The sequence below is a fragment of the Acetobacterium sp. genome (genome assembly GCF_036508315.1).
Lineage (GTDB): Bacteria > Bacillota > Clostridia > Eubacteriales > Eubacteriaceae > Acetobacterium.
The window spans coordinates 1-16,208 of the sequence record NZ_DATCHP010000058.1 but is presented as its reverse complement, the minus strand read 5'-3'; the positions used below and the strand labels follow the sequence as shown (position 1 = coordinate 16,208).

The 16,208-nt window shown below is 39.0% G+C and carries 14 protein-coding genes; all 14 read right to left on the bottom strand.

Going from position 1 to position 16,208, the window contains the following annotated elements:
• Positions 1-350: 350 nt before the first annotated feature.
• Positions 351-1,817: a lysine--tRNA ligase gene (gene lysS / locus VIK44_RS07560; protein WP_331553242.1), complete on the bottom strand. Its 1,467-nt coding sequence runs from the start codon at positions 1,815-1,817 to the stop codon at positions 351-353.
• An 11-nt stretch (positions 1,818-1,828) separates the two neighbouring features.
• Positions 1,829-2,311 carry a transcription elongation factor GreA gene (gene greA / locus VIK44_RS07555; RefSeq protein WP_331553241.1) on the bottom strand — a complete coding sequence of 161 codons (483 nt, stop codon included), beginning with the start codon at positions 2,309-2,311 and terminating at the stop codon, positions 1,829-1,831.
• Between the two features lie 143 nt (positions 2,312-2,454).
• Positions 2,455-3,726, bottom strand: a complete 1,272-nt coding sequence (serS, locus tag VIK44_RS07550) for a serine--tRNA ligase (protein WP_331553240.1) — start codon at positions 3,724-3,726, stop codon at positions 2,455-2,457.
• A 54-nt stretch (positions 3,727-3,780) separates the two neighbouring features.
• Positions 3,781-6,534 (bottom strand): UPF0182 family protein, encoded by a 2,754-nt coding sequence (locus VIK44_RS07545; RefSeq protein ID WP_331553243.1) that lies wholly within the window; start codon positions 6,532-6,534, stop codon positions 3,781-3,783.
• 131 nt (positions 6,535-6,665) lie between these two features.
• Entirely contained in the window at positions 6,666-7,304 is a 639-nt protein-coding gene (locus VIK44_RS07540) for a M15 family metallopeptidase (RefSeq protein WP_331553239.1), read from the bottom strand.
• Positions 7,305-7,565: 261 nt separating this feature from the next.
• The gene (locus VIK44_RS07535) at positions 7,566-8,423 is read right to left on the bottom strand and encodes an amidohydrolase family protein (RefSeq protein WP_331553238.1); all 858 of its coding nucleotides are present in this window, start codon (positions 8,421-8,423) and stop codon (positions 7,566-7,568) included.
• A 12-nt stretch (positions 8,424-8,435) separates the two neighbouring features.
• A complete protein-coding gene (locus tag VIK44_RS07530; RefSeq protein WP_331553236.1) occupies positions 8,436-8,813 on the bottom strand; it encodes a glycine cleavage system H protein in 378 nt (125 codons plus the stop codon).
• An 86-nt stretch (positions 8,814-8,899) separates the two neighbouring features.
• The gene (gene lpdA / locus VIK44_RS07525) at positions 8,900-10,300 is read right to left on the bottom strand and encodes a dihydrolipoyl dehydrogenase (RefSeq protein WP_331553235.1); all 1,401 of its coding nucleotides are present in this window, start codon (positions 10,298-10,300) and stop codon (positions 8,900-8,902) included.
• A gap of 111 nt (positions 10,301-10,411) precedes the next feature.
• Complete coding sequence (locus VIK44_RS07520; RefSeq protein ID WP_331553234.1) at positions 10,412-11,308, bottom strand: methylenetetrahydrofolate reductase; 897 nt, start codon at positions 11,306-11,308, stop codon at positions 10,412-10,414.
• 33 nt (positions 11,309-11,341) lie between these two features.
• Positions 11,342-11,959, bottom strand: coding sequence for a methylenetetrahydrofolate reductase C-terminal domain-containing protein (locus tag VIK44_RS07515; protein WP_331553233.1), 618 nt, complete (start codon positions 11,957-11,959; stop codon positions 11,342-11,344).
• Position 11,960: 1 nt separating this feature from the next.
• On the bottom strand, positions 11,961-13,925 hold the full coding sequence (gene rsxC / locus VIK44_RS07510) for an electron transport complex subunit RsxC (protein WP_331553232.1): 1,965 nt from the start codon (positions 13,923-13,925) through the stop codon (positions 11,961-11,963).
• 29 nt (positions 13,926-13,954) lie between these two features.
• The gene (locus VIK44_RS07505; protein WP_331553231.1) at positions 13,955-14,860 is read right to left on the bottom strand and encodes a bifunctional 5,10-methylenetetrahydrofolate dehydrogenase/5,10-methenyltetrahydrofolate cyclohydrolase; all 906 of its coding nucleotides are present in this window, start codon (positions 14,858-14,860) and stop codon (positions 13,955-13,957) included.
• A 47-nt stretch (positions 14,861-14,907) separates the two neighbouring features.
• The gene (locus tag VIK44_RS07500) at positions 14,908-15,567 is read right to left on the bottom strand and encodes a cyclodeaminase/cyclohydrolase family protein (protein ID WP_331553230.1); all 660 of its coding nucleotides are present in this window, start codon (positions 15,565-15,567) and stop codon (positions 14,908-14,910) included.
• Between the two features lie 112 nt (positions 15,568-15,679).
• A partial coding sequence (locus VIK44_RS07495) for a formate--tetrahydrofolate ligase (RefSeq protein ID WP_331553229.1) occupies positions 15,680-16,208 on the bottom strand: 529 nt, incomplete at its 5' end.

Genomic DNA, 16,208 nt, shown 5'->3' with positions numbered 1-16,208 from the left:
AAGAAGCTTTTCTATTGTATCGTCATTTCCCTGCGTTGTCAAGCTGTTTGTTTGTTTTATTTTGTTTTTATCTGGTTCTGTTTCGCTGCCCCATTTGAGACAACTTTTAAAGTATACCCTTCTTAATTCTCTGTGTCAATGTTTTTTTTATTTATATTTAATTCCTTTTCATTTCTCATAAAATAAAGAGCACTGCTTATTGAAGATCGCTTTTAAAAAAGTATCCGAGACAGTTGATTATCAATTGTTGGACCCGAGATCAAACACCCAACGGGTGTCTGACTCCGGAATAACAATGATAATAACGATCCCGGAAATGGTAATTTTTTGAAGTTCATAAAAATTTCGAATTAATCGATTGGTTTCATAGTTGGGAATAGTATAACATCTCTGATACTATGTTGATTGGTAAATAGCATCATCAATCGATCAATCCCAATCCCCAGCCCTCCTGTTGGAGGCAGTCCAACTTCTAGTGCATTAATAAAATCCACATCAAAAGGATGAGCTTCATCATCACCTTCTGTTTTCTTCTTTGCCTGTGACAAAAAACGTTCCTTCTGATCAATGGGATCATTTAATTCTGAGAAGGCATTGGCACATTCAGCACCGTTAATGTATAACTCGAAACGTTCAGTATATCTTGGATCTTTAAGATCTTTTTTCGCCAATGGTGACATTTCAACCGGATGCATTGTAACAAAAATTGGTTGAATAAGTTTATCTTCGACATGTTCGTCAAAGACCATTGCCATGATTTCTCCAACACTGTTTTGATCTTTCACGTCTACATGGAGTTCTGTGGCTGCTGCACGTGCCACTTCAACATCGGTTATGACATCGAAATCCACATTTGTATGCTCTTTAACCAGATCCACCATTCTAGCTCTTTTAAAGGGTATTGCCAGACTAATTTCCTTGTCTCCGTAAGCAATAACTTCAGACTGATTCACTTCTTTTGCCAGAAAGCTGTAGAGTTCTTCTAACATATTCATGACATCTTCATAGTTTGCATATGCTTCATAGGATTCAAGTAAAGTAAACTCCGGATTATGGGTTGCATCCATGCCTTCATTTCTAAAAACGCGGCTGACCTCATAAACCTTGTCAAAACCTCCAACGATTAATCGTTTTAATGGTAGTTCTAAAGCAATCCTTAAAAACAATGGAATATCCAAGGCATTGTGATGGGTACCAAAAGGTCTTGCATTTGCCCCTCCCGCCATATTTGAAAGCACTGGCGTTTCAACTTCAATAAATCCGAGGCTATCGTAGAAATCACGAATTTTCTTCATGATCAGTGAACGCTTCTGAAAAACTTCCTTTACTTCAGGATTTACAATGAGATCAACATAACGTTGTCGGTATCGAAGATCCATGTCCTTAAGACCATGATATTTTTCAGGAAGGATCTGGAGTGATTTACTCAAAAGGGTCAATTCTTTTACTCGAACAGAAATCTGTCCCATTCTTGTTTTGAAAACCTCCCCTTTAATTCCAACAATATCTCCAATATCATAGGTTTTAATTTCATCGTACTGATCTGGTAGAGCATCCTTCTTTAAAAATAACTGAATTCTTCCTGTAGAATCCTGTAAGTCATAAAAAGAAACCTTACCCTGTCCACGTTTTGACATAATACGTCCTGCCATAGAAACTGGTTTTTCTTCAAAAGACTCAAAGTCTTCCTCCACATTTTTTGCATGAGCCGTTATATCATAACTTGTATGTTCAAAGGGATTTTTACCCTCTTCCTGCAATTTTTTAAGTTTGTCCCGTCTAATTTCAAGAACTTCGCTGAGATTTTCTGTTGTCACTCTTTGTCCTCCTATCGACGTATTTCTAAAACTTGGTATGATGCTTCACCATCTGGAATTTGAACTTTAACAATATCTCCAACCTTAGCACCTAAAAGAGATGATCCTATCGGAGACTCGTTGGAAATACGGGAATTTGCAGGATCTGATTCTGCTGAACCTACAATCTTATATTCCGCTATGGAATCCAATTTAGGATTTTTTATTTTAACAATACTCCCTACACCGACATCTTCGGTATGTATATCTTTTTCAATGATGACCACTGCAATTTTAAGCTTATGTTCAAGTTCGGAAATTTTCCCTTCAACAAAACCTTGTTCATTTTTGGCTTCATCGTATTCCGCATTTTCACTTAAATCTCCAAATTCACGAGCTGTTTTAATACGATCAGCAACCTCGTGACGTTTAACGGTTTTTAAATATTCCAATTCTTTTTTTATATGTTTAAGACCATCTTCTGTTATAATTAATTCTTTTCCCTGTACCGCCATATTAACTACTCCTTCATACAATTCTGTGTTTATTTTCGCAAAATCATGTGTGTTATTATAAATTTTTTACGTTCATCTGTCAAGTGTTATGAAATTTTTCCACAGATTGTCAGGCTATCTAAAAATTGCTTTCACACTTGAATCTATTTTCCAATCACTTTTTTTCCCCACATATAATGGGTTAATTTCTCAGGAATGGCAACTGTTCCATCGCTCTGCTGATAGTTTTCCAAAATTGCTGCAAAGGTTCGGCCTACTGCCAAACCAGAGCCATTTAGAGTGTGTAAAAACCGTGTTTTTTTTGATTCTCCATCCCGAAACCGAATATTAGCCCGTCTCGCCTGGTAGTCTTCAAAGTTTGAACATGAACTAATCTCCACATAGCGGTTGTAGCTTGGCATCCATACCTCGATATCATAAGTTTTTGCTGAGCTAAAACCCAGATCACCTGTGCAAAGTTCCACCACTCGGTAAGGAATTTCCAATAGCTGCAATATTTGTTCAGCATCATTTGTAAGGGCTTCCAACTCTTCATAGGATTTATCAGGATGGACAAATTTTACCATTTCCACTTTATCAAACTGATGATTGCGAATGAGTCCACGGGTATCTCTTCCTGCCGAGCCTGCTTCCTGTCTAAAGCAAGGCGTATAGGCAGTAAAATATTGCGGCAAATTTTCCTCTGTCAGAATTTCGTCACGATAAATATTTGTAACCGGAACCTCAGCAGTCGGCACCAGGAAAAAATCCTTGCTGGGTATATGAAATGCGTCCTCTTCAAATTTAGGGAGTTGTCCGGTTCCAGTCATACTCTCACGGTTGACCATAAACGGTGGTGATATTTCAGTATAATGATGGTCTACACAATGCGTGTAAAGCATAAAGTTAATCAGAGCACGTTGTAATCTGGCGCCTTCCCCCTTAAACATGCTAAATCGGGCACCAGTAATCTTAACAGCCCTTTCAAAATCAAGGATGTCTAAATCTACCCCGATATCCCAGTGGGCTTTAATTTCAAAATCAAAGGCCCTGGGCTCACCCCATTTACGAACTTCCTTATTATCGGACTCATCCTTCCCAACCGTCACCTGGGCATTGGGAATATTGGGAAAACGCAAAAGTTGATACCGCATGTCGTTATCAATCACCTTTATTTCCGCATCAAGGTCTTTAATTTTTTCAGAAAGCTCTTTCATCTCTGTAAAAATTTCAGAGCAATCTTTCTTTTCTTTTTTAAACTTTGGGATTTCTTTGGAAACGATATTTTGGCGATTTTTCATTTCTTCAACATTTACAAGCTTTTTTCGACGTTTTTCATCCAGTTCAAGAACGGGGTTTAAATTATAATTCCCCCGTTTATCAAGCCCTGTCTGAACTTCAACTGTATTTTCTCGAATTCTTTTTATATCAAGCATTTTTCCTCCTGCTTTTTTCTACACTCTCATATGGTTTTTAATGTTCTTATAATACTATGGGGCTGCTACAGTAGCTGCACCTGAAAGTTGTTGCAATTGACCAAGTACCTGTCCTAATTCACTCAACTTTTGACCGTAAAGTGCCCAATCCCCAGCGCGTTGAGCATCCTGGGCTTCTTGAAACAGGCTATTGGCTTTAGTGGTTAATGCCAATACCGAACCAATATCTCCAGTAGTTTGGGTTACATTAGCCTTAGAACTGGCGTTGGTTACTTCGGTATTAAAAATTTGTGCCAATGACAATTCCAGAGAATCAGCCATAACGATTTGGTTTTGATAACAAACGATCACTTTTTTCATTTCCGGTATATTGTTTTCTCCGCTGGCAGCCTGGATATAAACAGGCTCCACATAGATAATGGCATTCCCAATGGGAATGGTCATCAAATTTCCACGAAGAACTCGCGATCCTTGTTGACCTAAAAGGGTTAATTGTGGTGAAATCACTGTATCCTGGTCGATTCTCTGTTCAATCTGCATAGCTCCATAAACCAATTGTTGTTTAGGGAACTGATAAAGAATCAACTTGCCATACTCCGGCCCATCTGAAACTCCCGCCAACCATGCGGTCATGTTATCCTTATCTTTTGGCGTAAAAGGAATGGTAAGCATAAACTCCGCTTCTCGTTGCGGAAGCTTCATAATAATATATGAAGACGGTACCGGAACCGGGGTTTTTTCTGATTCATAAATCTGATTAGCGGTAGCCCATTGATCTTCCTTATTATAGAAAACCCTTGGATTGGACATGTGGTAGGTTTTATAAATCTCAGATTGAACATCAAAGAGCGTTTTTGAATAACGGATATGTTGTTTAATCCCTGCTGGCATTTCAGAAATATCCTTTACAAAGCCAGGGAATATTTTTCCATAGGTATCTAAAACAGGTTCATCTGCAACCTTATAGAATGTAACATCTCCATTATAGGCATCCACAACAACTTTCACTGAGTTACGAATATAGTTTTTCCCTGTTGTATCAAAGGCTTGCGAATAAGGATAGCGGCTGCTGGTCGTAAAGGCATCAACGATCCAATAAATCTTACCTTCTGAAATGATCGGATAGGGGTCTTTGTCATAAGTTAGGAATGGAGCAATCGTAGATACCCGGTCGATGATATTTCGATGGATAATCATTTTGCTGTCACCTGTTACCTCGTTAGCCAGAAGTAATTCAGGGGAACCGTGATAAAGTGCAAAGGCCAGCTTGTTAATAAAGGACATTTTTATACCAGCGGTTCCGGTATAAACAACCTCTTGATTATTATCTCCCTGGGGATAATCGAATTCTGCTGAAGTACAGTTTGTAACAGCATAACTATAATCATTTTCCCCAAAGTAAATCCGCGGCTGATCAATTTTTAATTCAGGCACATCGGTTACTGGAGGAATATCCTTCACAACAAGATCCGGCTGTCCAACATTGTTGGTTTTATTCACCGGTGAAACAGCGAGTCCAAAACCATGAGTGTATTTCAGGTGTAAATTGACCCAGGTTTTTGCTTCAGTTGGAAGAAGTGTGTTGTTCATTTCCCTTACTCCCAAAAAAACCTGGGTATATGTGCCATTTACAAGGTAACGATCCACGTCAACGTCATAAAACTTATAGTAGTTTCTAATACCCTGAAGGGAATTGTACATATCCAGAGTTGGTTTTAAGTCATTAATGGGAATGTTTTTGATGGTAGCGGCATTTTGTTCAATACCAGCCGCATTAACTTCATCCGTTGCCGAAAACTCTTTAGTTTCTACATTGGTCAGGCCATAAGCCTGCTGGGTAGATTGAATATTATTGTTAAGGTATTTTTCTTCTTTTGTAAATTGGTTTGGGATGACAATAAGGGATTCGTAAATACCTTGAGAAACACCCCCAACAATAACTACCACAACAAAAAGCACAGGTCCTGCTCCCATAAGAAGATATTTTTTCTTAAAGCCTGCAAAAACTGAAGTCACTGCAAGCACAAGACACAAAACGCCTTTAATAATAATGACCTTCAGTCCCACATCAATGTCGGCTGCTCCTGCTCCAACGACAATGCCTGTTCCGGAATAGAGTAACTGAAACGCTTCTAATACACTGCCCAAAGCAAGGATTAAAAAGAAAATTCCTAAAAATATCCCAATTTGCTTTGAAGCAATTTCTAAAAAGGCTTTGAATACACCCTTAGCATTTTCCTTTAATTCGTCTAAATTCTGTTCCTGGCTGAACTGAATATTCTTTTCTATGGTTAAAGTATATGCAGTATATCCGAAGGTCAAGATTCCAATCATAAAGGAAATTCCAATGAAAATGGAAAATAATTCCTGATACAACGGTAACTGAAAAAAATACAAAGATAAATCTTGATTAAATAAAGGATCGGTTATATTGAAAGTGGTTTTATTCACAAACTCCAATACTTGATACCATATATTATCGGTTATAAAAATTGTAAGCATCAATGCTGCCACTCCACTGATAATCAGTGCTATAATATTTTGCTTCTTACCTCCATTTGTTCTGGGAAGACCTAAATATCTTCTGGAAATGTGGTAGAGAAATCTAAGATAAAAAAACAGCATTAATACAATAACTGCAAAAAGTGGAATACCGATTTGAGATTTTGTTATAATTTCTTTAAAAAATATATTAGTATAGCCCATTTCCGAAAACCAGAGATAACCAATATAAAATTGATTAAGTGATAATAATATTATCACCACACCAATTGCAATACCCAAAGCAATAAAGAGGGTTTTTTTCATTTTCGTCAATTTTTTACTCCTTTCATAAAAGCATAGTATTTTAAACTAATTCCATCATTATATCACAAATGTTTGGTACTTCGTCATGAAAATTAGAGAATTATTAGCCTTATTTTTCCATGATTTCAAAGTTAATCTGAAGAATTAATGGAAAAGTCAAAATAAGTTTCAGGGTAAGGTTCATCTGCCAATGTAAAATGCCACCATTCCTGTTGCATAGGCTCAAAGCCTTCAGAACGCATGAGATATCTTAATTGGACTCTGTTTTTACTTTGCTCAATGTTTAAATGGTCATAATCACTGTAGGAAATCTCCGAAAAGAAATCAAAGCTTCCTCCCATATCCACCTCGATACCGGTATCAAGCTTGATAACAGTAAGATCTACGGTGCTTCCTCTGGTATGTGAGGACTTCTTAGCAATGAACCCACCATGAAAAACCTCCAACCGAGTCATTCCCGGATAATAGAAATCATTGGTTTTCCCATTTTCCTTAGTGTTTACCCAACGGATAAAATGTTCCACTGCACGTTTGGGGCGATAACCGTCGTATACTTTAATTCCGTACCCCTTTTTCACAAGCTGTTTTTGTACCCTGCTAAGGGCAATCGTTGCTTTCTCTGTTAATAAAACAATAGGAGCATCATATCCATCAATTTTCTCACCCGCAAAATTTTCGCCGGTGAAATATTTTACGTCGGTTACAATTTCAGGAATTTCCAAAGAAATATCCACAAAATCTTCCGGTCGAGTAATCATAATCCTTTTCATTGATTTTACCCCTAAATTAATTGTTTTTCAGTCTATTTTCTTATTCTAAACGATGGCCGGATCGATTACCAGAAATAAATACATTTTAAGTCAATCTAATTTGATGTCGCATCTTTTTTGACCTCATAAAACGAATAAAAATTACAACAGTCAATTTGATCCAACCTTTTAGAATTCTTTTCTTCACAAAAAAAGAATGATACCAGCAAAATTTTACTCTCATGCTGGTATCATTTTCGATATTTATTTTGTCCTATGCTATTAAAAGTCAATAACCCTTTTTCCAATACTTTCCAGTTTTTCTTCTGTCAATCCACAATCAAGAAGATAGCCGAGCTCATCCAGAGTTCCCTGACCATGCGCAACCAGGGTTGCACCGGAATCACTACCCAACGCAATGTTCACACCCATTGCATTGGCTTTTTTTACCTGTTGTTGATGCTGTCTAAAATAACGTTCTGAAACTTTTCGATACTTTTTCATTGGATTTTCATCACTGCATTTTGCAATATTTGCAAAGGGTGCAAGCGTAGGTACCCAAACAACATTACTTTCACGCATTGCGTGAAGACAGTCATCATCAATACCATAACCATGTTCAATAGTATCCGCACCTGAAGTGAGGGCCATCATAATACCTTTTGGCGAATTAGCATGAACCATAACGGATAACCCTGATTGATGGGCATGGTCAATTATGGCAGTACATTCGCCTTGCGATAAGCCGATGGCACCCGAGACTCCATATTCGTTAAAACTCATAATTCCCGTCAGAATAATTTTAATAAAATCCGGGGTTTCTTTCATAAGAGCATCCATTTTTCGGATGCCATCTTTTGTATTCTCCAGGTGTTCCCCCAGAAAATCTCCGTAAAGACCTTTTTTATAAAACGCACGAATTGGGGTTCGGTAAATCAGTCCTGAGTCCTTCGAAATAGCTCTGAGAATTATTCCAACTCCTGAGACATCTCCACCATCACGCAATGCCTGTATCCCCTTTTGTTTGTAAATTTTAACAAGTTGTATCATGGTTTCTACCGTATTTTTATAGGTAATTCCAGATTCTGTTAATAATTCGGAATTACCTAAACCGCAATGGATATGACAATCAATGATCATTATATGCGTTATCTATCCGATGACAGCATCGTAATCAGCAGCTGCAACTAAATCATCCATGCCATCTTCACTTATAACTTCCACTTTAATTATCCAGTATGCATAGGCATCTGTGTTAATTAGTTCTGGTTCGTCATCAAGTGCATCATTCACTTCAACAACTTTAAAAGCAAATGGAGCTTCCAATTGAGATGCTTTTTTAGAAGATTCTACCACTGAAAATTCATCGCCTTTTGCAAATTCATCATCAACATCTGGCAATTCAACAAATAATAACTCACCTAATTGACTCTGTGCAAAATCAGTAATGCCGATTTTTGCAATATTACCTTTTACAGAAACCCAAATATGCTGAACTTTATCATATTTCAATTCTTTTGGTGCACTCATTTTTATAACTCCTTAAGCATTTATTTTTGATTGGAGACTCTCTACATTAACTAATATATAGAGTCTGGAAAATAAAAGAAACTTTGTTAGCCTTTATGTACGCAAACACCATGAACATCGTGGGCTGCTTCCATTATGGCTTCTGATAAGGTTGGGTGAGCATGGATAACATCTCCAACCTGTTCTGCTGTTAGTCCAAGATGTACTGCTAAAGAAAGTTCTGTTAATACATCGGTAGCATGAGCGCCAACAACGGCAGCACCAATAATCACATCATTAGTATCCACGATAATTTTAACAAATCCTTGAATTTTACCTATTGCCTGGGCTTTTCCAAGGGCTCTAAAATCAAATTGTCCTACTTTATATGCAATGCCTTTGGCTTCACATTCTCGCTCGGTTAAACCAACCCCAGCTACTTCTGGGTCGGTATAAACACAACGAGGAACTGCTTTATAAGACACACGTTTTCCAGCATCTTTAACAGCATTATAAGCTGCTTTGATGCCTTCTTTCGATGCAACATGAGCCAATAAAGGTGTGGCTACGATATCACCGATTGCGTAAACACCCTCAATATTTGTTTCCATTTTGTCGTTAACAACAATACGACCACCTTCGTCTACTTCAACACCAATGCCTTGGGCATTAAGATTATCAACATAGCTTCGACGGCCAATGGCAACTAACAGCAATTCTGCTTCAACGGATTTGCCGTTTTCCAGATTTGCTGTTATACCGGTATCTGATACTTCAACTCCAGAAATACCGTTACCTGTCATCACTTTTACTTTATCTTTTTTGAATTGACGAGCCAGTTGCTTAGCTGTTTCAGCATCTTCTAAAGGAAGAATCTGATCAAGCTCTTCTACAATGGTAATTATAGTTCCCATTCGGCTCAGGAATTGACCAATTTCACAGCCGATAACACCGCCACCAACGATAATCATTGATTTTGGCAGTTCTTGAAGATCCAATACTTCATTGCTGCTGATGACTTTTTTGCCATCGAATTGGAATATTTCTGGTACAATCGGAACAGATCCAGTAGCAAGAATCACTTTATCCGATGCGATTGTTTCAGTTGATCCATCATCTTTTATTACCTCTACTGTATTTTTATCAATAAGTTTTCCTGTTCCTTTTACTAAGGTGACCTTGTTGGCTTTAAACAGGTAGTTGATCCCTTTTACTAAACCGCTTACAATCTTTGCTTTACGTTCCATAATGGCTTTAAAGTCAGGTGTGACCGATCCGACATTAATCCCAAACTCTTTGGCTTTATGAATGGTCTCCAATGCATCAGAGGTCGCTAAAAGAGCCTTTGTGGGAATACATCCTCGATTCAGACAGGTTCCGCCCGGAGAATCTTTTTCAACTATTGTTACATCCGCACCGAGTTTTGCTGCCATAATGGCTGCTTGATATCCGCCCGGGCCTGCTCCAATGACTGTTACTTTCATTTCGCATATACCTTTTCTTCCCAATAACAAAAAACTCCTCCTTTATAATGAACAGTTTAAATTACATAAACTGTTCACCTTAAGAAGGAGCATTTCAGAATTTCCGGATCAACCGGTATTCGATTCTTCTATAGATTATTTTGACACTGGAGCTATTCCAGCAAGATCAAGAATCTCTGGAATTCTGTTTTCCCAGCCTAATGACATGATGTGAACACCCTGGGCGTAGTCTTTACATTCTTTGATCAGACGGGCACAGATTTCGACGCCTGTATCACCTGATTTTGTTTTTTCCTTATCGGCCTGCAATTCTTTAATCATATCATCTGGAACGTGGACGCCGGCTACATTAGCATTCATATAACGGCACATGCCGACACTTTTCGGGATGATAAGACCTAGCTGAACTGGTACACCAAATTGTTTTGCTTTTTCCATGAATTCCATGAATTTATCGGGTTCAAATACTCCCTGGGTCTGGAAATATTCACATCCGGCTTTCACCTTAGCTTCCATTTTTGCCAGCTGTACATCCACAGAGTCACTACAAGGAGATACAACCGCTCCCTTAGCGAACTTAGGAGGTTTTCCATCAACAGCATTGCCCGCGATGTCGAAGCCTCCTTCTAAACATTTCACCGCGTGGATCAATGATACGGAATCAAGATCGAAAACGGGTTTTGCCCCGGGATGATCTCCCAGTGTGGTGTAATCCCCAGTTAATAACAATAAATTCTCAATGCCCAGCAATGCAGCACTTAATACATCGGACTGCAGGGCAATACGGTTTCGGTCCCGGCAGGTTATCTGAAAGATTGGAAGCAATCCCTCATCTTTCAAGACTTTACATGTTGCCAGTGAACCCGTACGCATGACCGAGGACTGATTGTCCGTTACATTCAATGCATGGACTCGGGTCTTTAAAAATTCATGGGCATCTTTAATCAAGTGGTCAATTTCAACCCCTTTTGGAGGTCCCACTTCTGCAGTTAATACAAACTCGCCTTTTTCAAACAGCTCAGTTATTCTCATTTATAATTACTCCTAATCATTTTTAATTATTGGTTATTCTGCGTTTGGATTCCAGAAGTTGCGCACTTTTGGCACATCATATTTCATGTCATCCAGTTTATTCATTTTTTCCAATTTCCTGTAAATTCGTTCCCATCCGCATTCCATTTCCTTGTCGACTTCACACTTGCCTTCTTTGGCACCGCCACATTGGCCGTTAATCAGACTTTTTGAACATGCGGTAATCGGACAAATTCCTCCGGTACCATTCAGATAACATTCTCCACACTGTCCACAATCGACATTCAGCGCGGTTACTCCCTGAAATCCTGGTAATTGATAGGTATCGCAGCAGGAGTATACTTTTTTGTCCTGGAATTGACCTGCAACGGTCTGTATCCCAACACCACAGGAAAATACCAGTATGGTATCTGCCGCGTTGATTTTATCCATGTGCTTTTTCAATTGCAGCATCAGATTTTCCGGATTACAGATATAATCCGTTGTAATAATTTGAGTCACTTCTTTACTGGCCGAAAGTTCCTTTTGCAGTTCGTCTGCTTGGTGTTCCGGGAAATAAACCTCTTTGCATCCGTGACAATTAATAATCACAGTTTTTCCTTTAGCCAGCGATTCAATTTTCTCTTTTGTTTTTAGTTGGGTAATCAACATATTATTTACCCTCCCTTATGGCAGTTTTTCCGATTTTGATTCGCTCAACAAGCGGAATTTTTGATGAGCAGATATATTCACAGCATCCACATTCAATGCAATCCATTAAATTTTGTGCTTTCATGCCTTCCCAGTCTTCATTCAGTGCGTATTTGGTGTAATACAATGGGCGAAGTTCCATTGGGCAAACGTCTGCGCAACGTCCACACTTGATACATTCTACCGCTTCTTTGACAATCGTTTCGATGGCGATAATTCCATTGGAACACTTCAACATCGGAACATTGAGATTTTCCACCTTGAATCCCATCATAGGACCGCCTATTTTAACAGTGACGTCATCGCCTTTTACCTCGCCGCAATGGCTGACGATATCCTTGACTGACGTACCAATCTTCACTAAATAGTTTCCCGGCTTGTTCATTCGCTCACCGCTGACGGTTACAACACGCTCAATGAGCGGCATTCCTGTCTGGATCGCATCAGAAATGGCTTTGGCTGTGCTCACGTTACATACGATTGCACCGACATCCATTGGCAGGCCGCCACTTGGCACTTGCTTGCCCATTACCTTTTTGATGAGCATCTTTTCAGCGCCCTGAGGGTATTTCGTTTTTGCAACAACAATTTCGATGTTTGGCAGGTCGGCTGTTTTTTCCTGTAATAATTCGACAGCATCTTGTTTGTTGTCTTCAATTGCAATCACACCTTTTGGTGCTCCCGATGCTTTCATCATGGCTTTTAAACCATAAATCACATCATCTGCATAGTCCAGCAGAACCTGGTGATCAGCAGTTAGAATCGGTTCACATTCACAACCGTTGAGTAATACCAGTTCAATTGGTTTAGGCGCTTTGAGTTTGACTGCAGTTGGGAACCCTGCACCACCCATACCGACAATTCCCTTTTCTCGGACAATTTCGATGATTTCATCTGGTGAGAGATTATCAAGTTCTCCGGCTGGTTTAACAGACTCGTGGAGTGTGTTCTTTCCGTCCGATTGAATGACGATGGCTAAAGCTTCCAATCCGCTGACTGTATGCAGCCGTGGTTCTATGGCTACAACGGTACCGCTGACGCTGGAATGAATTGCACTGCTTATAAAACCTTTTGCTTCAGCAATTTTCTGACCCATTTTTACATGCTGTCCAACTTCTACGATGGGTTCAGCCGGAGCGCCTGCATGCTGGGACATTGGAATAACTACATTTAGCGGATCCGGAAAACGTACAACTGAGATACTATCACTTAACTCTTTGTATTCAACTGGATGGATTCCGCCATAATAACCTTCGTACCGTTCTTCGCGATTAGAATTCACATATTCACTGATGAACTTGTAATTTATTTTGGAATAATCCCGAAGTTCCACAGGTTGGTTCAACAGTTCTTCAAGTCGTCCCTGTTTTTCCATTCTTTCATAGATGAGTTGCCATCCGCAATCCATTTCCTTGTCTACTTCACATTTGCCATTTTTGGCGCCGCCACATTGTCCGTTTAACAAGCCTTTTGAGCAGTCCACGACTGGGCAGATTCCCCCGGTCATGTTCAGATAGCACTGGCCGCATGCTTCGCATAATGTGGTTGTTAATGCCATGCCATGTTGGCCATCAACGGCAATGGTATCGCATCCGGCATACACAGGAAGTTCCGTCATTGCTGCAATCGTCTGAATGCCCAAGCCACATGAATTAACAAACACATTTTTGGTTCCCTGCGGAAGAGCCGCTTGAAAGGTCTTCGATGTCAATGGTTCATTGCACAGAAAATCAATTTTTGCACAGCCGACGACATTTTTGCCCTGTTCCTTGGCGATCTCTTCAAACAGACCGCATTCCGGTTCGTCAAAACTATCGAGTTCCTTAAAGCATTTGTTGCAGGCTACAACAAACAAATCATCCTTGCCTGCCAGAACCGCATCGAGCTCTTCCTTTCTTTTCAGTTTAAACTTCGTGTAATCTTCCAATTCTATACCTCCTTGTTTTTTTCCTGAATTTATAGTAAGCCGTTTTGCATTTTACATGCTTTAATAACATGTGCTGCCAGTAATGCAGTTGTTATAGGTCCTGTTCCGCCACCACATCCAGGTGTTGCTGAAGTAATCATTGCAACTTTGTCCAAACAGTCTAAATGAGCATCTCCTGCTCTGGTAGGTTTGCCTTTTTCGTTTAATACAAATTCTTTATTTGCATCTTTCATTTGAGACATAGCCACATCGATCAGAATAGAATTTTCATTTAACATATCAGCTTTAACCAAACCGTAAATACCACATGCCGTTACAACGATATCTGCTTTTTTAGTGTATGCAGCAGTATCTTTTGTGAACACATGACATATTGTTACAGTAGCAAATTCATTTGTTAACATAATTGCAAGTGGTTTACCCAATACGTTAGAGTTGTTTATGATAACAACATCTTTGCCCTTAACATCGATATTATAGAATTTGAACATTTCCATAACGCCTTCTGCTGTACATGGGAAAAATCCTTTTTCATCAGCGATCATTAATTTTCCCAGGTTAGTAGGATTAAGCGCATCTGGATCTTTTTCTGGACTTAATAGATATTTGATTTTTTCTGCATCGATTTGGTCAGGAAGCGGCTGGAAGATTAAAACTGAATGAATGTTTTTATCTTCATTGATTGCTTGAAGTTTTGCTACAAAATCAGCTTCTGTTACGTCGAGTGGGAACTGAACAGATTCAACTTCTATATTTGATTTTCCCATTCTTGTAATAATACTTTTTTCATAAGAAATCGAACCTGGATCTTCACCAACACGCATAATTGCCATTTTTACTGTAATGCCTTTTGCTTTTAATTCATTAGCATCTGTTAGTACTTGAGCCAGTACAGATTCACTTACTTCTTTTCCACTTAATAATTTAGCTGCCATATTTTAGTTCTCCTTGTATTTTAAAATTTTTAACGGGTAATATTTATTTAAGCAAGTTGCTTTTCAACATCTGCGTAAACGCGATCACAAATTTCAACGCCTTCTTTTAACATTGGCTTAATTCTATTTTCAACGTCTGCAATATAGTTTGTGTCTTTAATTGTTTTAATGTTAATTAAAACGTTTACCCAACCACTAATCATAGCCGCTCTTAAGCATTGAACGCCGCAAGCTACATCACTAATGGCCATTGCCGAACCTTTTCCTACCAATTCTTCATGTAATAACACGGCTTTGTAGCACACTTCGACGATTTCGATGGGAACGCTGCAAGCTACTTTAGTACATTCTTCCAGGGTTTTTTCTTTATAAGCTTTTTCTTCGGCGGTTTCTTTTGGAAGACCATAAGCTTTAGCCAAAGGTAAAAAGTTTTCAGCATCTTCATCGATCATTGCTAATATACGATCCTGAAGAATTTTCGCTTCTTTTAAAATTCGTTGTATGTCTTCTTCATAGGCAGCGTATTTTTTCTTGCCGGTGGTTAAGTTTCCAACCATTCCTGCTAACGCAATACCAATTGCTCCAACTAATGCGGCAGCACCGCCACCGCCTGGAACAGCATTTTTGCTGTAGAGGACTTCTACAAATTCAGTACATTTCTTTGCTGAGTAAGATACTTGCTCAGTTGTTTCAGCATCAAATTCCATTTAAACACATCTCTTTCAATAAATCATATTACGCTAATTCCAAACACGAAAATTTGACCGAGAGGCGCTCCCATAAGGAGTCCTCACCGGTCTGATTGATCCTGTTTACGGTTTAGAATAAACCGGAAATTACGCCGTTTTCATCAACATCGATTTTTTCTGCTGCCGGAACTTTTGGAAGTCCTGGCATTTTCATGATATCTCCTGTTAATGCTATGATAAATCCAGCACCGGCTGAAATATTACATGAACGAACAGTGATCTTAAAGCCAGTTGGTCGGCCAAATACTTTGCTATCATCTGTTAAAGAATATTGTGTTTTAGCCATACAAATTGGCACATTATCAAAACCAAGTTTGGTTAAGTCCGCAATTTGTTTTTCTGCTTCAGCAGTATAGTTTACGCCGTCTGCGCCATAAATTTTTGTTGAAATAGCTTCTATTTTTTCTTTGATTGGCACATCAAGCTCATAAGCGTATTGGAATTTTCCGTCATTTTTCTCAGTTAAACGAATAACTTCTTTAGCCAGTTCTTCTCCGCCTGCTCCGCCTTTTGCCCATACTTGGGAAAGTGCAACATTAACGCCTAATTTCTGACATTCTGCTTTAACTAAGGCTAATTCTGCTGGGGTATCCAGTGGG